This is a genomic window from Streptomyces sp. Ag109_O5-1 (genome assembly GCF_003814875.1).
In the GTDB taxonomy this organism is placed as follows: Bacteria; Actinomycetota; Actinomycetes; order Streptomycetales; family Streptomycetaceae; genus Streptomyces; species Streptomyces sasae.
In genome coordinates, this window is the sequence record NZ_RKQF01000001.1 from 2,181,783 (window position 1) to 2,201,798 (window position 20,016).

Consider the following 20,016-nt stretch of genomic DNA (forward strand, 5'->3'; position numbering starts at 1 on the left):
CTTGGTGAACGCCCAGTTCAACCACGAGGAGTGCACGATGGCCCTGTCCCAGTCTGAGCTGATACGGCTGCTTGAGTCACTACGCTCGACCGACGGAATCGAACTCATCCGCGCCATCGCCGAGCGGATGGTGCAGGAGCTGATCGAGGCCGAAGCGAGTGCCCACATCGGCGCGGAGTGGAACGAGCACACGCCGACACGGACCAACATCCGCAACGGGCACCGGGAGAAGGTACTGACCACGCTGGCCGGCGATCTCGACCTGGAGATCCCCAAAGTCCGCACCGGCAGCTTCTTCCCGTCCCTGCTGGAGCGCCGGCGCCGCATCGACCAGGCCCTCTACGCCGTCATCATGGAGGCATACGTGCACGGCGTCTCCACCCGCAGCGTGGATGACCTGGTCAAAGCCCTGGGCGGGGACAGCGGCATCTCGAAGTCGGAGGTCTCACGGATCTGCGCGACGCTGGATGAACCGCTGAGCGCGTTCCGCACCCGCCCGCTGGATCACGTCCGCTTCCCCTACGTCTACCTGGACGCGACCTACTGCAAGGCACGGGTGAACCACCAGATCGTCTCGCGGGCCGTCGTGGTCGCCACCGGCATCACCGAGGACGGCAACCGCGAGGTGCTGGGCCTGATGGTCGGAGACAGCGAGAGCGAGGCGTTCTGGAAGGAGTTCCTGCGCTCCCTGCGCGAACGCGGCCTGTCCGGGGTCCGCCTCGTCGTCACCGACCAGCACTCCGGTCTGGTCGCCGCGGTCCGCAAGGTCATGCTCGGCGCCGCCTGGCAGCGGTGCAGGGTTCATTTCCTGCGGAACGTCTTCAACGTGATCGACCGGGACTCCGGCGAAATGGTCGCCGCGACCATCCGCACCATCTTCACCCAGCCCACCGCCGAGCTGGTGCGCACCCAGCTCGACACCGTCGCCGACATGCTCGGCACCCAGTTTCCCAAGGTCAAAGCCATGCTGCTGGACGCGAAGGAGGATCTGACCGCGTTCGCGGACTTCCCGCCGAGGCACTGGAAGAAGATCCAGTCGACCAACCCGCTGGAACGGATCAACCGGGAGATCAAGCGCCGCACCGACGTCGTCCAGGTCTTCCCCAACGACGACGCGCTCTTGCGACTGGTCACCGCCGTGCTCTTCGAGATGCATGACGAATGGATCGCTTTCCCCCGCCGCTACCTGCCCGAAGGCAGCATGGACGAGCTCTACCGCGAACGCCCCGAAAGCGCCCCCGCGCTACCCAACAACCCGAACACGCCTACCGATTGATCGCCAACACCACGAAAAGGGACACCATCCATTCGTGGACGAGGACTCCTCGGAAGCGCGCTTCAACGTCGCTCACGCGCCTGGTGGCGGGCATACGGGCTTCCCGACACCAACATCCATAAACACCTGTAGATGACAGGCCTTGACTGTAGCCCTCAAGCGACGACAGGTCGACCCCTTTCCATAAACACATGTAGAGGCATTTGGATACGGGTACCATCTCGCGCCGCCAGGTCGCCCGAACCTGCGAGTGGTCGATACCCTCGAACCCGGGAGGGGGAGTCGCCGATTGGACCGGTATGCACTAGATTCGCGTAAACGCATGTGGAGAAAAGACCAAGGGTGACCTGCGCCCCCTCACTGCGTGAGAAGCTCACAGGAGGCGGCTCCTCTCCAGCAGGCTTGACCTACCCATATGGTCAGATCTGCATGGCGAGAGCGCTTCACGCGGCCTGCCCGCGTAGCAATATCCACGTGCGTGGATGACGATAAGGTCCGCGCATCTGCGCATGATGATCAAGCTGTACAGAGGGGGGGAGGGGCCGACGATGCCAGGAAGGGGCGATGACGGCACCAATGAGCCGCCGCGCACACTCGCGGAGAAACTGTCGAGCCTCCGTGACGCACGGGCGCCTGAAGGCGGGAGGCCGCCATCCTGGGAGAAGCTGGCGAAGCAGATCAGCGAAGAGACTGGCACTCCCATCTCGGGCGCGTACCTTTGGGAGCTGGGGGTTGGCAAACAGGAAGCCAGCCTGACCCTGCGTCACCTCAGGGCTCTCTCCTCGTTTTTCAAGAAGCACATCTCCTACTTCGCCGACGAGACAGCGGCCTTCGAGGACGACGTGCAGGCGCAGATGGCTCTCCTGGAGCAGCTGCGTCGCCAAGGCGTCCGCCACATCAGGCTCCAGAACATGGAGGGGGATGCCGCCCCCGAGACGGTCACTGATCTTCTCGGGCGACTGCAGACGATCGACCTCCTGAGCGATCCGGAAGTTCGGGCCATCGCACTGAAGATCGCCGGCCTGACGCCCGAACAGCGTGAGGCGCTCGGTGGTCTGGCCGGCGAGCCGCCACTGCTCGACGTCCTCCCCCGCGCGATCGGCCTTCTCGAAGCTGCAGCCGGGGCCACCGACGAGCAGATCGCTTCGGCCGCCGATGCCCTGGGCCGGGCCGACGTCCTCCAGTTGCTCCACGACGAGGAGGCCGTCGGGATCGCACGCCACTGCAGTAATTTGCTGCCGTCCAGCAGGAAGGCCGTCCTGGCGATGATCGGGCAGCTTGAGCGCCTGGAAAGCGGCAAGGCGTAAGAGCCGGACCGTCCGCTGAAGGGACGGCCCCGCACTCCCTCAACGAACTAGCCTCGCGCTTTCACGAACGAGCCTGTCCGAAGCGTGATCAACAAGCTGAGGAGTCCTCTGACCTGGGACGATGGGACTTGCCTAGGGTCCTGGCCGTCGTCAAGAAAGCTGCACTCCTCAGGTGAAGAGGCCTATCAGGTCGTATGCGTGTGTCCGTGTTGAGCGGCGGTCGTGGAGTGGTCAGCCAGGCCGGTGGCGTGCCGCTGGTCCGGAGTAACGCCGCTGCGGACGACGCCCTGGCTGGTATCAGTGGGTCAAGGCTGATGTTCTGCGAGGTGCCGCTGGAGGTCGATGTGGCGGAATTGGTACACGGCCCCCACCTGTCGCAGGACGCCTCGGCGCTCGTGGGCATCGGCCAGGAAACTCATGAAGCGCCAGGGTACGCGGCCCTTCACCGCCAGTTTGATACGCGCCACCAGGAACTGCATCCACACCGACCGGATGAGGCCGAGCACGAGGCCGATGGGGAACGTGAACGCGAAGGTGACGGCCATCTCCTCCCAGAAGTGCGCTAGTCCGGCGGCTTCCCCAAGAGGGGTGAGGAGCTTGTGCAGGAGTGCATGCACGAGCGCGCCTGTGAATGCGGCCGAGAGCGTAAGCGTCCAGAAGGTGCGCCGGTCCCGAGCCAGGACCGTACCTGGCCCAACCGCCTTGTCCAGGTCGGGGTGGACCGACCGGAGTCCGCCCAGGAGGGCAAAGGGAAGCCCGACGATGAGTCCGCCCGTGAGTCCGCCCATGATCCCGACGCCACGCCCGATGGTCAGCCCGATCAGGAACCCGAAGACGAGGCCGGTGGCCAGCCCGCAGGTGCGCAAGCCGGATCCTCCCTTCCAGCTCCAGCGGAATCCTGAGCTTGGGCTCCTCTCACCTGCTCTTGAGGTGATCAAGGCTGCCACTACTGCCAATGCAAGCCCAGTGCAGAGCAAGAAGCCAAGCACGGATGCAAAGCCATCGGGTACGAGCACGAGGCTCCCGGGGAGCGCGCCCAAGAGCCCGGCTGTGAGCCCCATCGCAAGAGGCTGTCCGGATGGGAAGGCTTTGTGGAGCTGCCACCAGGCCAGATTGGGGGTGCCGCCCAGGGCGTGTTGGAGATGGCTGGCGAGGAAGGCGTGTGTGCGCTGGGCTTGTTGAACGCTCCAACGTGCGGGATGGCGCGGGTGAGGGCGGTATGCGGCGGGGATGAAGGCAGCGTACAGATGGGTGTCGATGTGCTGGCGGGTGGGAAAGCGAGCCCGGTCGAGGAGTTCGTTGGGATCAGCCAGTTCGGTGATCTGTTCGTCGGGACCGGGGTTGTAGATGGTACGGGCCAGGAACAGACCGAGTGGGGTGCTCAGCGCCTCGGAGACCGGTGCGTTGGACTCGAGCGAGACGGAGACCGGTCTCCAGCGGGCTGCGGCCTGGCCGGCGGAGCCTCCTGCGTCGCGGGCCAGGTAGGCGGCCGCTTTCTCGGGCTCCAGAGGCAGAAGGCGGATGCCTGCTGCTCCATTCAGAAGCACGCTGATCCCGGACGGCGTGGTCAGGGCGCTGCGATACTCAGCGGTGCGGCTAGAGAGCACCAGCGGCTGCCCGGCTGGTAGAGCCTGATTAATGGATTGCAGGGCCCGGGCGCGCACGGCTTGGGGAAGTTCGTCCAGGCCATCGAGGATGGGCAGGATCAACCGCTGCTCAAGTAGGGCATACGCCTGCGTGCTGGTGCTGGGCTGCGAGGGATTGACGGGGGCGAGGGCACGCAGGGCGGAGTGTTCTTGCGCAAGTTCGTCGGCCATCCATCTGTAGAAGTCCTGCCGGTCCGGGTCCCACGAGGCCAAGGAGAACAGGACCGGGACGGCGGCGCCGGGCGAGCGGTGTTCGACCAGGGCCAGGAGGAGGCGGATCAGCAACATGGTCTTGCCGGCACCGGGCTCGCCGAGGACCACCAGCCGCCGGGTGGGCACGCGCCCGAAAACCTGGGCGATTTCACCCCCCTTGCCGGCCAGCCCCCTGGGGCTGACAGCCCATGAGGAGGCGGCTTCAGACGACTGGCCAGGCCAGTCTCCGGCCAGCTCTCTCAGGAAAGGCCACGACTCGACCAGGTCAGTGTCGGCCGCGGTCCATTCAACCGACAGCGGAAAAGGGTCGTTGAGGCGTTGTACCCGAGCTTCGGCCTCCCACTGCAGACGCACACCTTCGGCGAGTTGATCGGCCACGTCTTCCAGCCGGGTGGGCGCCAACCCGCTCCTGCCGAGGCGAAACACGGCCAGCACTGCGGCAGGCACGCCCAGCAGAGCCAAGAAGGCGGACACGGCAGTGCCCAGATCTTTGACTGAGTGGCCGCTCGCGACGTACCACGCCAGGAAAGTTCCCACCACGACTAGATACAGCGGTCCGACCCACTTCAGTGCACGTCTCACACTGTGATCATGCGGGACCGTGAACGGCGTTCCTGTGATTTCACGTCGCCGACACCGCCGGAAGGGATACCGAGCGTTGAGGGTCCAACTTAACCTCGGGCTTTCGCGAAGGGGGCTGTCCGAGGGTTGATCAAATAAGCGAGGAGTGCCTCTGAGCTGGGACGATAGGGCTTGTCGAAGGTCCTGTTCGTCGCCAAGAGAGAAGCACTCCCCCGGGTGAAGAAGCGTAGCGGGTCGTACCCGCCTGTCCGAGTCGAGGGCAACGGCCGTGCGGTGGTCTCGCAGGCCGGGGCGGTCCTGCTGGTGGAGACGGTCCGCAAGAGCGGCGTGGATGCCGCCTTGTCAGCGGCGCTCGCGCCGTGGTGCAAGCCGCGGGCGGTGCACGACCCTGGCAAGATCCTGCTGGACCTCGCGCTGGCGACCGCTCTGGGCGGGGACTGCCTGGCCGATGTCGCGATGCTGCGGGCCGAACCTGCCGTCTTCGGGCCGGTGGCCTCCGACCCGACCGTCTCCCGCCTGGTCGACACGCTCGCCGCAGCGGGCTCTCGGGCACTGGCCGCCATCCGCAGCGCACGAGCCGAAGTACGCGATCATGTCTGGCAGTTGGCCGGGCCCGGTGCTCCGCACGCCGACGGGCAGGTGATCGTCGACATCGACGGCGTGCTGGTGCTGGCCCACTCCGACAAGGAGGACGCCACGCGGACCTGGAAGAAGACCTACGGCCACCACCCGCTCATGGCCTTCGTCGATCACGGACGCGGCGGCACCGGAGAGCCGGTCGCGGGGCTGCTGCGGCCGGGCAGGGCGGGCAGCAACACCGCGGCCGACCACATCGAGACCACCCGCCTGGCGCTGGCCTAAGGGCTGTCCCGTAATCTCTGTGACCTGCTGCTCGACAACAGGTACGGTCTGCGGGTGATACCGACCGAACCGCACGAGTGTCCGCTGCATGGCGCGGGGGCGAACCCCGACCGCCTGACTGGACGCCGCGTGCAGCAGGTGGTGGCCGCCTGGCACCGGCACGACTCCGAGGATGCTGCCGGCCCGCTGGAGATCTGGCTCGTCGACGAACTTGGTGGCTACTTCCACATCACGACCGGCTCCGACTGGTGCCTGATCACGGATGAGGAGGCACCCCACGCGGGATACGACCTTGGTGAGAGCAGCCGGGTCGAGGTGGTGTCGAGTGAACGCGGGACACCGTTTGCCGACTACCTGGGAGAGGTCATCCTCGCGGTGGACCAGAGGTTTGACGCCCGCACCGGACGGGTCGGCCTGAAGGTCTGCTTCGCCACCGGCACTGTTGAATGCGGCAGTTGGGGCGGGGACCTGCAAGTGACCGGCTGACCGCCGATGGGATGATCTTGGATGTGGCTGGTGTGATCACGGCGGCCGAGCCGTCCTGGATAGCCCCCTTCACCGGGCTGAGCCCGCGTGCGTTCGGCAAGTTGGTGATCCAACTGCGTCGCGAGGGTGCCGACGCGTGCCGGCGGGGCCGACCGTGGAGGCTGCCGCTGGAGGACCGGGTGCTGCTGGTGGCCGCGTACTGGCGGACGAATCTGACCATGCGGCAGTTGGCCCCGTTGTTCGGCGTGTCGAAGTCGGCCGCCGACCGGATGATCGATGACCTCGGGCCGAGGCTGGCCCTGCAGCCGCGCCGGCGGTTCGCCAAAGACGCCGTGCTGATCGTGGACGGCACCCTGGTGCCCACCCGCGATCACAAGGTCGCCGAGCAGTCGAAGAACTACCGCTACTCCACCAACCACCAGGTAGTCATCGACGCCGACACTCGCCTGGTCGTGGTCGTCGGCCGACCACTGCCGGGCAATCGCAATGACTGCCGGGCCTGGGCGGAATCCGGCGCGAAGACCGCGGTCGGCAACACCACGACGATTGCCGACGGCGGTTACCCGGGCACCGGACTGGTGATGCCGCACCGTCGCCGCAAGGGCGAGGAACTGCCTGAGTGGAAGCAGGCTCACAATAAGTCACACAAGCAGGTCCGCGCCCGCGTCGAGCACTGCTTCGCCCGCATGAAGACCTACAAGATCCTCCGCGACTGCCGCCTCCGCGGTGACGGTGTCCACCACGCCATGCTCGGCATCGCCCGCCTGCACAACCTCACCCTCGCCGGATAGGCGAGCCCGACCGTTCCGAGGTCGAGCACGTCCCGACCAGCCGGAAGATCATTTACGGGACAGCCCTTAGCTGCCGGGAAAGTTCCGGCGCGGCCGGCGCACCCTGATCCGCACCGACTCCGCCGGCGGCACCCACAAGTTCCTCGACTGGCTCACCACACGCGGGCGGTGGCTGTCCTACTCGGTAGGCATGACCATCACCGAACAGATCCACCAGGCGGTACTGAAGGCTCCCGCCTCGGCGTGGACGCCAGCCCTCGAGCCCGACGGTGAGATCCGTGACGGTGCCTGGGTCGCCGAACTCGCCGGAGATGTGCTGGACGGCTGGCCCAAGGGCATGCGGCTGATCGTCCGCAAGGAACGCCCGCACCCCGGCGCCCAGTTGCGTTTCACCGATGCCGACGGCATGCGGCTCACGGCGTTCGCCACCAACACCAAGAACGTTCCGATCGCGGCGCTGGAACTGCGGCACCGCAAGCGGGCCCGCGCCGAGGACCGCATCCGCGCCGCCCGCGCAACCGGCCTGCGCAACCTGCCCCTCCACGACGCCACACAGAACCAGATCTGGCTGGAGATCATCCAGATCGCCCTCGACCTGCTGGCCTGGCTGCCCATGCTCGCCCTCACCGGCCCCGCGCGGCTCTGGGAGCCCCGACGGCTCCGCCTGCGGCTGTTCTCCGCCGCCGCCCAGCTCGTCACCACCGGACGGCGCCGCATCCTCCGCCTCGCGAAGCACTGGCCCTGGGCCCATGTGATCACTGCCGCACTGCAACGGCTCGAAGCCCTTCCGAACCCCCGCTGACCAGCAGCATCCCGTCCCTACGAGCAGCACCACCCGACCGGAGCCGTGGAACCCGACGCCCACCCGACGCGAGAGCCGGGCCATCAACCTGCCCCCAAACAGAATTCTCCGCTCCAAACGAGCAGAAAGGGTCCATCAGCAAGCTGACGGACCCTCATGCAAGATCGAGGCTAAGGGCTGTCCCGTAAATGATCTTCCGGCTGGTCGGGACGTGCTCGACCTCGGAACGGTCGGGCTCGCCTATCCGGCGAGGGTGAGGTTGTGCAGGCGGGCGATGCCGAGCATGGCGTGGTGGACACCGTCACCGCGGAGGCGGCAGTCGCGGAGGATCTTGTAGGTCTTCATGCGGGCGAAGCAGTGCTCGACGCGGGCGCGGACCTGCTTGTGTGACTTATTGTGAGCCTGCTTCCACTCAGGCAGTTCCTCGCCCTTGCGGCGACGGTGCGGCATCACCAGTCCGGTGCCCGGGTAACCGCCGTCGGCAATCGTCGTGGTGTTGCCGACCGCGGTCTTCGCGCCGGATTCCGCCCAGGCCCGGCAGTCATTGCGATTGCCCGGCAGTGGTCGGCCGACGACCACGACCAGGCGAGTGTCGGCGTCGATGACTACCTGGTGGTTGGTGGAGTAGCGGTAGTTCTTCGACTGCTCGGCGACCTTGTGATCGCGGGTGGGCACCAGGGTGCCGTCCACGATCAGCACGGCGTCTTTGGCGAACCGCCGGCGCGGCTGCAGGGCCAGCCTCGGCCCGAGGTCATCGATCATCCGGTCGGCGGCCGACTTCGACACGCCGAACAACGGGGCCAACTGCCGCATGGTCAGATTCGTCCGCCAGTACGCGGCCACCAGCAGCACCCGGTCCTCCAGCGGCAGCCTCCACGGTCGGCCCCGCCGGCACGCGTCGGCACCCTCGCGACGCAGTTGGATCACCAACTTGCCGAACGCACGCGGGCTCAGCCCGGTGAAGGGGGCTATCCAGGACGGCTCGGCCGCCGTGATCACACCAGCCACATCCAAGATCATCCCATCGGCGGTCAGCCGGTCACTTGCAGGTCCCCGCCCCAACTGCCGCATTCAACAGTGCCGGTGGCGAAGCAGACCTTCAGGCCGACCCGTCCGGTGCGGGCGTCAAACCTCTGGTCCACCGCGAGGATGACCTCTCCCAGGTAGTCGGCAAACGGTGTCCCGCGTTCACTCGACACCACCTCGACCCGGCTGCTCTCACCAAGGTCGTATCCCGCGTGGGGTGCCTCCTCATCCGTGATCAGGCACCAGTCGGAGCCGGTCGTGATGTGGAAGTAGCCACCAAGTTCGTCGACGAGCCAGATCTCCAGCGGGCCGGCAGCATCCTCGGAGTCGTGCCGGTGCCAGGCGGCCACCACCTGCTGCACGCGGCGTCCAGTCAGGCGGTCGGGGTTCGCCCCCGCGCCATGCAGCGGACACTCGTGCGGTTCGGTCGGTATCACCCGCAGACCGTACCTGTTGTCGAGCAGCAGGTCACAGAGATTACGGGACAGCCCTTAGACGGCGTCGCCGCCGTCACGGTACGAGCCCAGCTGAAGGTATTCGGCGATAAGTTCACGCGGAAGCAGGGGCATCAGCCGGCTTGCAGCATCGAGCGTCATTTGATCCGCCTCCTCCACGGAGGCAGCTTCTGACGCCTCCCACCGAAGGCGCCCCCCAGTGCCTGTGGAGACAGGATGGAACAGCATGGTTCCGTCCCTGGCCGAGAGCCACACACCGCTAGGAGGTTCAGGCTTGTTCGCCTCGTCACGGTGAACGAAGCCGTCTCCCTCATTCCCCTCACGACGAACCTCGCCGTTGGCGGATGAATCCGCAAATTCAGGGGATTCCGAGGATGCCGTGCCTCGTGAAACCCTACCCAGGGCTCCGTGCCGTTTTTCCCGCCGGCTCCCGCCCGGCACCGTCATCGCTATCGCTCCCACGGTCCGTTTCCGCTTTTCCGTTCATTGCGCGACTGCGGCTCATTCCCCGATAAGTACACGCGCTTCGCCTCCCTGCCGATAAGGGTGAACCTCGCTCAGTCCGAGGCCCAACTGCCCACCCCGGTACACGATCCGAGGCACGGCAGCGTCCAGTGACCCGGCGCGCGGCAGCCCGACCGATGCGGACGCTCACCCTCCCCACGCCCTGATTCCTACCCTCGCAAATATGTCTACGTCAACGAGGAAACGCGGAGAGCCGTATGAGGCATTACGTTTCTCGCCTGGCGAGAAACTGATCCGCCTGAACACATCCCATGCGGCGAGAATACTGTTTCGTTTCTCACTGTATGAGAAATGGATGGTGATCCCAGGCACTCTGCAGAAGCGTCACCTTCGTGGCATAGCCTGACGGCAGATCGCCCGCCCGCAGCGATCATCACCCTCGTTGGCGCCACCACACCCAAACGGGTCGAGCGAACACCAAAGCCCTAAGTTACCGGTATTGAGGTTAGGCTCCGCCGATCTGGCTGAGTCGCGCCGCAGCACTAATGGTGGCGTGGATGTAGTGCTGCGGCGCTTCCGGCATGACGTCCATGGGCTTGAGCAGCAATGTAGCCCCCCAGATCGCGCCGTCCCAGATGATTGGCGCCGCTATGGAGTTCCACCCCGCCATGCACTCCTGGTACCCCAGCGCGTAGCCCTGGTCCCGGATGTCGATGAGGGAGTGGAGAAATTCGACCCCGTCCTCGATGACGCCGGGCCCGGCCTCCTCGGGGGCCGGGCTATCGGCGATCTTCTTCTGTACCTCTTCGGGGAGGTAGGCGAGGATCGTGCGGCCCGAAGCACCGGTTCGCAGGGAGCGGGTGATCGTGAGGACGTCACGCGGCGCCATCCCCAACTCCTGGAGGTCGGAGTCCCCGACCGCGAAGTCCAGGCACTGCCTCCCAGCTATGCCGAACGGGGCCCTCATGTACAGGAAGACCAGGCCATCGCTGGTGGACTTCCGGAGCCCTTGCAGAACCCGTGCGGCCTCGCCTCCCGAGAGGTTGTCTTCGGTGAGCGCATGGAGCCCTAAGTCGGCCACGGCAGTGCCGAGTTGGTACAGGCCTCGGTCGACACGGACGAAAAATGCGCCAGCGGCCAGTATGCGGCCGGTGGTCGAGTCGTCCAGTTCTGCTGTCTTCGCAATCTCTGACAGCCTGTGGGCACCGGGGCCAAGGCTGACAAAAGTCTGCTGCACTCGCATCAGGCGGTCTGCGTAGCTCATTCCAGCCCCTCGCTGTCCGCTCATCGACCGCTCCCCCACGTGAGCCGGCTGCCCATGCCGCCGGCGTACTGCCCTATGTCTGCGGTAACTCGATGCACGGGGTATAGGCCCGGCTCCTCAGCTGGCGTGTGCAGTGAACAGTCGATGCCCCCCACACGCTCCATCCCCTCAGGGGAAGAAAGTTCGGATCCTATTGAAAAGCCGAGCGAACTCTCGACGCCAGGAAGGGGCGGCACGGCAGCCGCGCTGCCGGACCGGGTGGGGCGCGGTGGTCGGTTGTGTGGTGCAGCGTCGGATGTTGTCACTGTCTGTCTCCATCCCGGTGGGCGTACGCATACGAACCTCCGCGAGGGAGGCCGTGGGCAGTGAGAATGACTGTGCCTGTCCGGATTGGGCGCTTCCGCCCGCCTCGCCGGATGTAACTGTTCAGTATCGCAACTTCTGCTCGGATCCTGCTAGGTCGACCCGACGTGTGTCAACGAACGTTCCGGTTGTGAAACGTTCGTTCGTTGAGTCTAGGCTGTGCCGATCACGACGACTACGTTGGCTACCGACTCGCATCTCGCCCCAAGGAAGACGCCTGTGAATGAGCCTTACCCTCCACTTTCGGAGACTCTGGCCCGTGTCGACGAGCTGTGTCGTCTGCTTCGTGCTTCGCGCGATAACGTGCTGGACGTCACGCGCCTCTCCCGTGCAACCGGACTGACGGGCGGCGTCGTTGAGCTCCTGCTCGCCGGTGGATCTGTCGACCCGGTCGATCCGGAGACCATGGTCCGCGAACGCGTGCGTTTCCTCTTCGAGCACTACGACCGCGGTGACCTGAACCAGGTACCGGCCCTCGCCGCCGCGATCAAACAGACCCCCACCTGGACGAAGAAGCTGGTTCTCGGGCAGGCCAAGCCGAACATCTTCGTTGGGGCGGCGCTGTGCAAGCACTACGGAATCGACAGCGAATTCCTGACGGATTTTCCGGAAGACGCCCTCAATCGTGAACTGAGGAAGATCCTGTTCGACCTCGAACTGAAGGCGGATCCGGGCAAGACCCTGGCGGACCTTGGCGTTGCCCACGTCTCTCGCAGAAATCCGTTCGGCGATCCGGACCTCACCGCCCTCGCCAGAATGGTCGCCGAGATAGTCAAGGAAGAACTAAGGCCAGTGACGCATCGTCTCGACCGCCTCGAACTGCCGGAGAGTGACCGATGAGCTGGGGCGCTTTACGCGGCGTCGGACGGGACCAGCGCAAGCTCATGGCCGACCTGAGCACTGCGGTGTCCCGCAGAATTGACATTCCGGCGGATCCTCCGCTCGTCTTCCAAGCGCTCTGCCTGGCCATGAGCGAAAGGCGCAGCGGTCGTCCGATCGTCCTCGTGGAGCGCGCCTTCCCCGAGGAAGCCAGCGGCACGACTGGCCTGTGGCTGGACACGAAGGAACAGGACATCATCGTCCTGGAGGAAAGCCTTGAGCCTGATCACAAACTTGTGGTTCTCGGACATGAGCTATGGCACGTGGAGGCCGGCCACCGCCACGATCTCGGCGGGGCTGCGGTCGCCGCGCGCGCGGCACTCGCCGGCCATCAGGACTGGCCCGAGATAGCCCGCACCATCGCAGCCCGCTCCCACTCCCATCAGGCCGACGAGGTGGATGCCGAGCGGTTCGGCATCCTGATGGGCAGCAGCATGGGAAGGTGGCTCGCCACCCCCGGCACCCGCCGTCTGGACGACGTCGCCCGGCGCATCGGCGAGTCCCTGGGCTACTCCGGACCACAGGGGAACTGACATGTTGATGAGCTACTCATTCTGGCTCATCGCCGTCGTGCTCGGCGTCGGTGCATGCTACAAATTACCGGCCATCGTGCGAGTCGGGGGCAATCCTCTTGCACGCCAGGTCGGTGGCCTTCTGATCCTGGCAACTGCCGTCTTCTTCTTCGCCGCGCCGACTGTCATCGCGAAGATGAACGACCTGACGGGAATCGTCAACTTCTCTGCGCCGTGGGTCTACAGCCTGATCACGCTGTTCAGCGCATCGTGCCTCCTACTGATCATCAAGTGGCGCGGAGGCGACGAGGTGAGCATCCGCCGGGCCACCTGGTGGGTGTACGGCAGCTACGGCACTCTGGTCCTCGGGCTGTGGCTGTGCTTCTCCATGGGCGATCATCACGTCGAGCGGGTGAGGGATCTCGACACCTTCTACGCCACCACGCCGTGGATGCGCGAGATGATCCTGCTCTACCTGGCTGCTCAGACCTCAGCCGCCCTCGTCACGTCCGCTCTGCTGTGGAGCTGGGAGCGCACCGTCCGAAGGACCGGCTGGCTGCACACCGGTGTCGTGCTGCTGACCGTCGGCTACGCCCTGAACATTGTCTTCAACGCGCTCAAGTTGACGGCCGTCATTGCACGATGGAACGGGCACAACCTCGACTACCTGAGCACCAATGTGGCCCCACTCATCGCTTTTTTGGTGGGCTTGCTCATCAGCCTCGGTTTCGTCGTCCCCCACACCGGGAACCGGGTGAGCCAGTACGTGGCAGCGCGCCGCGAATACCAGGCCCTCGCCCCCCTGGCCCGCACGTTGCAGCACGTGCCGACAGCATCGGCACCGGTCTTCCTCGGCCGGACTGCTCCACTGAGACTGCGGCTGACGCACCGCCGCACATTCGTCCGGGACGCTCTACGGCACCTGTATCCCTTCATGAACACCGAACTTCACGAAAAGACCGTGCAGGGCCTCATCGCCGAGGGCAAAAAGCCTCACCGGGCCCAGGCCCTCGCCGACGCCGCAGCCATCAGCGCCGCAGTCGAACGCATACATGCAGGTGGCAGTCCCGTTCCCGGCCAACCGCACATCGATCTGAGCAACCCGGTCGTCATCTCGCGCGCACTGCGCAGACTTCCCAGCCTGCATGCGGTCCGCCGGACCTCCTCAACAGAGAGCCTGACCTCATGAGCGACCTCGCCAGTCCCGCCGCACCCGGACACCGCGCCGTCATCATCGGCGGCGGCCTCGCCGCCATGCTCACCGCCCACGTGCTTTCGAAGGTGACAGATGTCCTCGTCATCGAGCGGGACACCCTGCCCACGGTGCCCAAAGCCCGAACCGGCCTGCCCCAGGCCCGTCACACACACGTGCTCTGGTCCGGCGGCGCCGACGCGATAGAGGCACTGCTGCCCGGCACAGCCAAGGAGCTCGACTCGGCCGGCGCGCGCCGCATTCCTCTGACTACCGGCATGGTCGCCCTCAGCCCCCAGGGCTGGTACCGCCGTTGGCCGGAGAGCCACTACGCCATCACCTGCAGCCGTGACCTCCTCGACTGGGTGATCCGTCAGCGCGTACTGCGGGAGGCCGGCACCCGCATCACCGTCATGGAACGTACCTCCGTCGTTGGGCTGACGGGCAGCAGCTCGACAGTGACCGGCGTGGCCACCCGCCGCGAAGACACCGGCGAGGAGGACACCCTGCTCGCGGACCTGGTCATCGACGCCAGCGGCCGCGCTTCCCGCACCCCGCAGTGGCTCGCGGCCCTCGGCGTGCAGGCCTCGGCCGTCCGTGAAGTCGACTCCGGTCTGGTGTACGCCAGCCGCATCTACCAGGCCCCCGACGGCCTCCCCGAAGACTGGCCCATCATCAACGTCCAGGCCAACCCCCGCGGCAACGGACCAGGACAGGGCGGCGTCATCACACCTCTCGAAGGCGGCCGCTGGCTCGTCACCCTCCACGGCACCCACGGCGGCCAGCCCACCAAGGAAGCCGACGAGTTCCAGCACTTCGCCCGAAAGCTGCGGCACCCCATCATCGGCGAGCTGATCAGCAAGGCCACACCAGTCAGCCCCGTCAGCGTGACGCACATGACGGCGAATCGACGTCACTTCTACGAAAAAGCCGCACTGCCGGACAATCTGCTCACCATCGGGGACTCCGTCGCCTCCTACAACCCGACCTACGGACACGGCATGTCCGTCATCGCACAGGGTGCCGTGATCTTGCGCAACACGATCCAACGTCATGGCTGGAACTCCCCCGGCCTTGCCCGTCACGCACAGAAAGCCATCGCGAAGCCGGTCAACACCGCCTGGACCTTCGCCACCGGAACAGACGTGTTCTACCCCGGCGCCACCGGGACCGGGCCCACGGCCAGCGAGCGCCTGGCTGCCGCTTTCGTCGACCGTCTCAGCTATACAGCTACCGGCTCCGGCCCCACCGCACGGGCCCTCACCGACGTGATGACCCTGCGGAAGGGGCCGGAGCGGCTGGCATGGCCCGACGTCCTCATCCGCGCCCTGGTCGGCCCGGTGAAACCTCCACTCGACCAGCCACCGCTGACCGCGAAGGAACGAGCGGCCGTCGACTACAACTGACCGGCGTTATACGTGCAGTTGGCCCCGCTCCTCCGGCTTGTCGCGGCCCCAGGACAAACCGGGCGCAGCCACTTCCGGTCAGGACTGGCCTCGCTGGTGAACAGGGTGAACGGCTTCTCTCGGGGTCGATTCAAAGCGGAATCGGACACTTACATGGTTCTAAGTCGGACCGATTCCGGTGGGGCCAGCCCCCCCCTCCGGACGGTCCTGGCCGGGTTCCGTGAACGTGGCGAGCGATCCCTCCCCCTGCTGCTCGGCGAGCGGGAGGGGGCGAGCCGGAGGCCGCCATCCTGCCTTACGACCTCTTCGTGGAGTTCTGCCGAATACTGCAGCGTGGAGAGGACCTCGCCCTCGGCAATCTCGCAGCCAATCGGCTGTCCGACGCTCCCGCCCCCGGACAAGGGCTAGATGCGGCGGCCCTAGGGCGTGTATCGAATGTGCTGGTCACAGCCACTCGTTGATGGCTGCTACGAGGACGGTCGCCTCGTAGCGGACCGCGAGCTTGTCGTAGCGAGTCGCCACGGCGCGGTTCCTTTTCAGGCGATTTATGCCGCACTCGACTGCGTGTCGAGCCTTGTAGTCCTCGGCGTCGAACTTGGGCGGCCTGCCGCCGCGAGAGCCAAGCTTCTTGCGGTTGCGGGCCTGGTCGACCTTGTCCGGGATGGTGCAGCGGATACCGCGGCGTCGCAGGTAGGCGCGGTTCTTCCGGGACGCGTAGGCCTTGTCGGCGCGGACCCGGTCGGGCCGGGTGCGCGGACGCCCCGAGCCCAGGCGGGCGACGCGGACCTTCTTCAGCACGGGCTCGAACTGCGGGGAGTCGCCTCGCTGTCCGGCGGTGATCACGATGGACATGGGCTTTTGCCCCTGCTCGACGGCCAGGTGGAGCTTTGTGGTCAGGCCGCCGCGTGAGCGTCCGAGGCCGTGGTCGTCCGGCTCGACGGCGATGCCCCCGGGCGGCTCGGCCTGCAGATCTCCTTTTTCCGCGCCCCGGCGGCGTGCTGGTGGGCCCGGCACACGGTGGAGTCGATGTTGAGGTCCCAGGTGATGAGCTCCTTGGCGTCGGCCTGGGCCTGCAGTTCGGCGAAGATCCGTTGCCAGGTGCCGTCCCGCTGCCAGCGTCGGAAGAGGTCGTACCCGCGGGCCCAGGGCCCGTACCGCTCCGGCACGTCCCGCCACGGGACGCCGGTGCGGGTGCGGAACCGTATGCCGTCGATCAGCTGCTGCCTGGTCCATATCGGCGGACGCCCCGACTTCTTGCCTCTGGGCAACAGCGGCTCCAGGCAGGCCCACTGCGCATCCGTCAGATCTCCACGTGCCACGAAGCAAGATCATCTCACCTCAAGATCCACTTCCGATACACGCCCTAGCTCGCTTGGTCACCGAAGCGCAGCCCGAGGACACCGAGGATCTCCTCCAGGCCGGCGGCGCATCGTCCCGCGAGGACCGACGACAGCAGGACGGAGAACTCGTGGCGGCGTCCGACCCTTTCCACGGAGACCACCTACCGCAGGTCGGCGCCGACATCCTGCAGTTGAAGAACCTTCAGCTGCAGAACTGGCGCTCATCCACGTCGCGCAACTGACCACCGGAGAAGTCCAAGACACTCGCCTGAAACGCATGCCGGACTCCTGGCCTGCGGAACTGAGGAACTGCTGGAAGCTGCACTTCGATGTGCAGGAGTACGCTGCCGGCCAGCGCCTCAACCGTTCAGCGCCGCGCTATCGCTTTGTCTACCGATTTCTCGACCCGGTGCCCGACAGTACAGACCGCGACCGGCGGCCACGGCTCCAAGTCCTCGCAGTCGGCCCGCGCTACCTGGCCGAGGCGTACGAGCGAGCCGTCTCCAGGCTGGCCCGCCCGGAGATACCAGGGGAACACTCAGTCCAGCCAGCACGCCCCTCTGCCCAACCCACCGTGCATCAACGCGGACAGCGCACGGGTGGACGAAGCCGACAAGCCCGGGACGAGCAGCGCCAGCCTCGACAAGGCTCTCCCCGTCCCGGACATCATCGGCAAGCATGCCCTGGCCTTGCGGCCCGCACATGCTACGGCTGGATGAGTGTCTTGGAGATGGCGCGACCGCCGACGCGTAAAAAGACGCAGCCGAGTCGAGCACACGCCGGTGTCGTTACGGTCTTCCCCCATGCGCAGCTCCCTGTACGAGCCAGTGGCCTGCCCGATCGGCAGGCCGCCGAAGCAGTCCTCCAACCCCACCCATCAACATAAACGCACGTTGACAGACTCAGTCCTACGCGATCGGAGCTCGAGCGAGAAGCGACGTCTACAATAAACACTTGTAGATGAGTATGGCTTCCCGCCGCCGAAGCCCCGACGTCTCAAAGAAGGAGTCCTGGATCATGACCGTGCTCCGTCGAGCCGCCGCCCTGGCTGTATCCACCGTCCTCCTCGCCGGAGGCACGTGAGCGAGAGCTCCCGCGCGCCGGAAGCGTGTGAGGTGGCGCTCCTGGTGGCCGACCTCCCTCCGGAGACCTACCAGTCGCGCGGGCTCGGCACGCGACTGGCCGATCTCATCGCCGACCTCGCCCGCGACGCGGGATTCGCGTCCCTCACCGTGACGTCGCTGTGGACGAACTGGCGGATGCTGCTCATCGTCGAGCACCTCGGCGGCCCGGTCCTGCCCCAGACCTCGTATGTGCGCAACATGGCATTGCTCGGCCTCCTGCCGAACTCCGGCCTGGACGTGGCCGACGAGATCGAACTGCGGATCGTGCTGTGAGGGCGGCTACTCCGTCGGGGACCGAGCGGTCCACCGTTGTCACCGACGACGGCGCCCGGCTGACCGTGTACACCGACGGTCCGTCGTATGCCGGAGTGACGGTGATCCTGAGCCACGGCTTCCTGATGACGGCGGACGTGTGGCGTCTCCAGGCACGCGCGTTGTCTGCCGGCGGGATCCGGGTCGTCCGCTACGACCAACGGGCCCACGGCAACTCGGCTCAAGGCCGCGGGGCCATGACCGTCGACCGGCTCGGCGCCGACCTCGTCCACGTCATCGACGCGACAACGCCTCACGGACCGGTCGTCCTCGCCGGGCACAGCATGGGCGGCATGGCAGCCCTCACCGTCGCTGCCCGACACCCAGAACTCATCCGCCACCGACGTCCACACGTAGCCCTGATCTCGACGTCCTGCAGCCGGGCCCAGCTGGTGCCGGGCACCCACCCGCTCCACTGGATCAAGGCAGCAGCCCGTGCGAGCTACTCCTATCCCCTCTGCTGGCTTCCGCCCGCCGCCGACGTCGCACGGCGCCGGCTGCCGAGCCGCCACCCGCGGGCCTTCCGCCCCGAGACGCAGCACCACGGCGACAACCCGCCTCCGAGCCGACAAGCCATCCGCCGTACGCCCACCGCGCAGATCGCCCAGCTGTGGAAGTCCCTGCGCACCTACACCACCGCCGAGATGCTCCACGCTCTCGACGCACTCGCCGACCGCGTCGAAATCGTCACGGGCGAACTGGACGACTGGATTCCGCTGTCCCAGACCCATGAGCTGGCCCGACAGCTGCCCAACGCACGTATGCACGAGCCCGTCATGGGCGCCGGGCATCGACTGCCCACCGACAGGGTCGGCCACGCCGCCGTGACCCAGGTCCTGAACTGGATGGCCCAGGAGGGGCTCCGCGAACCCGCCTCCACAGCAGCACCCCTGAGGTGAACCCACATGAGTCGAGACCATCAACAGCCGCCGCCCACGCGCCTTTGGCCATCCGGCTCGACCCGGACACCACTATGACGCTGCGGTTCATCGCCGAGCCGACCGGGCGCCGCCGCCGGCACCGGCGCTCCCTTCAGTCTCCCCATCGCCCCACTGAATCCTGGCCGCGGGAAACACCCGCCGGCTCGCGGTCCCCCTCCGCGTAGAGGCCCGGGCCCGCAGCACCCACCAGCCCGGTGGCGAGCCAGCTGATCGGGCCCCGCCTGCACCGCGTTGTACCACTTCACACCTTGGCCTTCTCGATCGTGACGGATCGGAGAGCCCATGCAGCCGCATGCCCGCCATGCCCTTGAGAATTGGCACACAGCCTGGACCGCCCAGCAGGATGCCGCCCTGGCCGCCTTTGCCACAGCCTTTCCCGGCCTTGCACGCATGGATCGCCCAACGGGCTGCTGCGATCCGCGTATGAAGGTCGAACGGCACGGCGAGGCGACCGGCTTCGTGTGCTTCGACGATCACGGCCGTGCCACGGTGGATTTCGCCGGGATCCCGCAGACCACCCTCGGCAGAACCCTCGAAGTCATCTTCGGGTGCGGCTGGTTCGAAGAGGGACCCGAGGGGATCGCAGCCGCGCCGCCTGGCACCTACAACTGGGACGACGAGGCCACGTACACGGAATTCGAGATCAAGGTTGAGGCCGATGCCACCGCCTCGATCTGCATGTCGTACGTGACCGTAGAGGACGCCGTCGTCCTCCTCGACGAGCTGCAGCACCAACTGGTCGAGCACTCGGCAACGGCCGAAGAACCTTGACG

17 protein-coding genes and 2 pseudogenes are annotated in these 20,016 nt (G+C 66.4%); 13 read left to right on the forward strand and 6 right to left on the reverse strand.

All coding sequences use genetic code 11. The features are described 5' to 3' along the window. Positions 1–37: 37 nt before the first annotated feature. Together EDD90_RS09850 and EDD90_RS09855 are read left to right on the forward strand one after the other, a co-directional pair. Positions 38–1,276: an IS256 family transposase gene (locus tag EDD90_RS09850; protein WP_123980733.1), complete on the forward strand. Its 1,239-nt coding sequence runs from the start codon at positions 38–40 to the stop codon at positions 1,274–1,276. A 509-nt stretch (positions 1,277–1,785) separates the two neighbouring features. Then, on the forward strand, positions 1,786–2,583 hold the full coding sequence (locus tag EDD90_RS09855) for a hypothetical protein (RefSeq protein ID WP_123972692.1): 798 nt from the start codon (positions 1,786–1,788) through the stop codon (positions 2,581–2,583). Between the two features lie 305 nt (positions 2,584–2,888). Here the strand turns inward: EDD90_RS09855 and EDD90_RS09860 are convergent, their stop codons facing one another. Further along, positions 2,889–4,979: an NACHT domain-containing protein gene (locus EDD90_RS09860; RefSeq protein WP_123972693.1), complete on the reverse strand. Its 2,091-nt coding sequence runs from the start codon at positions 4,977–4,979 to the stop codon at positions 2,889–2,891. A gap of 261 nt (positions 4,980–5,240) precedes the next feature. Here EDD90_RS09860 and EDD90_RS09865 point away from each other — a divergent pair. The 4 genes and pseudogenes from EDD90_RS09865 to EDD90_RS09880 all read left to right on the forward strand — a co-directional run. Then, a pseudogene (locus EDD90_RS09865) lies at positions 5,241–5,882 on the forward strand (transposase); the annotation flags it as partial. Between the two features lie 57 nt (positions 5,883–5,939). Continuing rightward, positions 5,940–6,371, forward strand: a complete 432-nt coding sequence (locus tag EDD90_RS09870; protein ID WP_123972612.1) for a hypothetical protein — start codon at positions 5,940–5,942, stop codon at positions 6,369–6,371. A 23-nt stretch (positions 6,372–6,394) separates the two neighbouring features. Next, positions 6,395–7,162: a transposase gene (locus tag EDD90_RS09875; RefSeq protein ID WP_123972613.1), complete on the forward strand. Its 768-nt coding sequence runs from the start codon at positions 6,395–6,397 to the stop codon at positions 7,160–7,162. A gap of 70 nt (positions 7,163–7,232) precedes the next feature. Continuing rightward, positions 7,233–7,964, forward strand: a pseudogene (locus EDD90_RS09880) (transposase); the annotation flags it as partial. Positions 7,965–8,204: 240 nt separating this feature from the next. On the opposite strand, the gene EDD90_RS09885 reads toward EDD90_RS09880, so the two are convergent. From EDD90_RS09885 to EDD90_RS09895, 3 genes are all read right to left on the reverse strand, one after another. Then, positions 8,205–8,972, reverse strand: coding sequence for a transposase (locus EDD90_RS09885; protein WP_123972613.1), 768 nt, complete (start codon positions 8,970–8,972; stop codon positions 8,205–8,207). Positions 8,973–8,995: 23 nt separating this feature from the next. Continuing rightward, on the reverse strand, positions 8,996–9,427 hold the full coding sequence (locus EDD90_RS09890) for a hypothetical protein (protein WP_123972612.1): 432 nt from the start codon (positions 9,425–9,427) through the stop codon (positions 8,996–8,998). Positions 9,428–10,415: 988 nt separating this feature from the next. Beyond that, positions 10,416–11,174, reverse strand: a complete 759-nt coding sequence (locus EDD90_RS09895) for an IclR family transcriptional regulator C-terminal domain-containing protein (RefSeq protein ID WP_260327771.1) — start codon at positions 11,172–11,174, stop codon at positions 10,416–10,418. A 582-nt stretch (positions 11,175–11,756) separates the two neighbouring features. Here EDD90_RS09895 and EDD90_RS09900 point away from each other — a divergent pair. From EDD90_RS09900 to EDD90_RS09915, 4 genes are read left to right on the forward strand one after another with little or no spacing between them, the layout of a single operon-like run. Then, a complete protein-coding gene (locus tag EDD90_RS09900; protein WP_123972695.1) occupies positions 11,757–12,377 on the forward strand; it encodes a hypothetical protein in 621 nt (206 codons plus the stop codon). Between the two features lie 44 nt (positions 12,378–12,421). Next, positions 12,422–12,949, forward strand: a complete 528-nt coding sequence (locus EDD90_RS09905) for a toxin-antitoxin system, toxin component (protein ID WP_123972696.1) — start codon at positions 12,422–12,424, stop codon at positions 12,947–12,949. Position 12,950: 1 nt separating this feature from the next. After that, positions 12,951–14,117: a DUF6545 domain-containing protein gene (locus tag EDD90_RS09910; protein WP_123972697.1), complete on the forward strand. Its 1,167-nt coding sequence runs from the start codon at positions 12,951–12,953 to the stop codon at positions 14,115–14,117. Beyond that, entirely contained in the window at positions 14,114–15,526 is a 1,413-nt protein-coding gene (locus tag EDD90_RS09915; protein WP_123972698.1) for an FAD-dependent monooxygenase, read from the forward strand. Before EDD90_RS09910 ends, EDD90_RS09915 begins: the two co-directional genes overlap by 4 nt. A gap of 444 nt (positions 15,527–15,970) precedes the next feature. Here EDD90_RS09915 and EDD90_RS09920 read toward each other — a convergent pair. After that, a protein-coding gene (locus EDD90_RS09920; RefSeq protein WP_398924272.1) for an IS5 family transposase occupies positions 15,971–16,845 on the reverse strand; the annotation gives its coding sequence in 2 pieces (ribosomal slippage) (positions 15,971–16,506 and positions 16,506–16,845; 876 coding nt in all). Between the two features lie 44 nt (positions 16,846–16,889). Next, positions 16,890–17,018 carry a hypothetical protein gene (locus EDD90_RS57070; protein WP_260327774.1) on the reverse strand — a complete coding sequence of 43 codons (129 nt, stop codon included), beginning with the start codon at positions 17,016–17,018 and terminating at the stop codon, positions 16,890–16,892. A 927-nt stretch (positions 17,019–17,945) separates the two neighbouring features. Here EDD90_RS57070 and EDD90_RS09925 point away from each other — a divergent pair. The 3 genes from EDD90_RS09925 to EDD90_RS09935 all read left to right on the forward strand — a co-directional run bounded on the left by EDD90_RS09925 (position 17,946) and on the right by EDD90_RS09935 (position 20,014). Further along, positions 17,946–18,263 (forward strand): hypothetical protein, encoded by a 318-nt coding sequence (locus EDD90_RS09925; RefSeq protein ID WP_123972699.1) that lies wholly within the window; start codon positions 17,946–17,948, stop codon positions 18,261–18,263. Then, on the forward strand, positions 18,260–19,201 hold the full coding sequence (locus tag EDD90_RS09930) for an alpha/beta fold hydrolase (RefSeq protein ID WP_123972700.1): 942 nt from the start codon (positions 18,260–18,262) through the stop codon (positions 19,199–19,201). Before EDD90_RS09925 ends, EDD90_RS09930 begins: the two co-directional genes overlap by 4 nt. Positions 19,202–19,525: 324 nt before the next feature. Then, positions 19,526–20,014, forward strand: a complete 489-nt coding sequence (locus tag EDD90_RS09935) for a hypothetical protein (protein WP_123972701.1) — start codon at positions 19,526–19,528, stop codon at positions 20,012–20,014. Positions 20,015–20,016 lie beyond the last annotated feature (2 nt).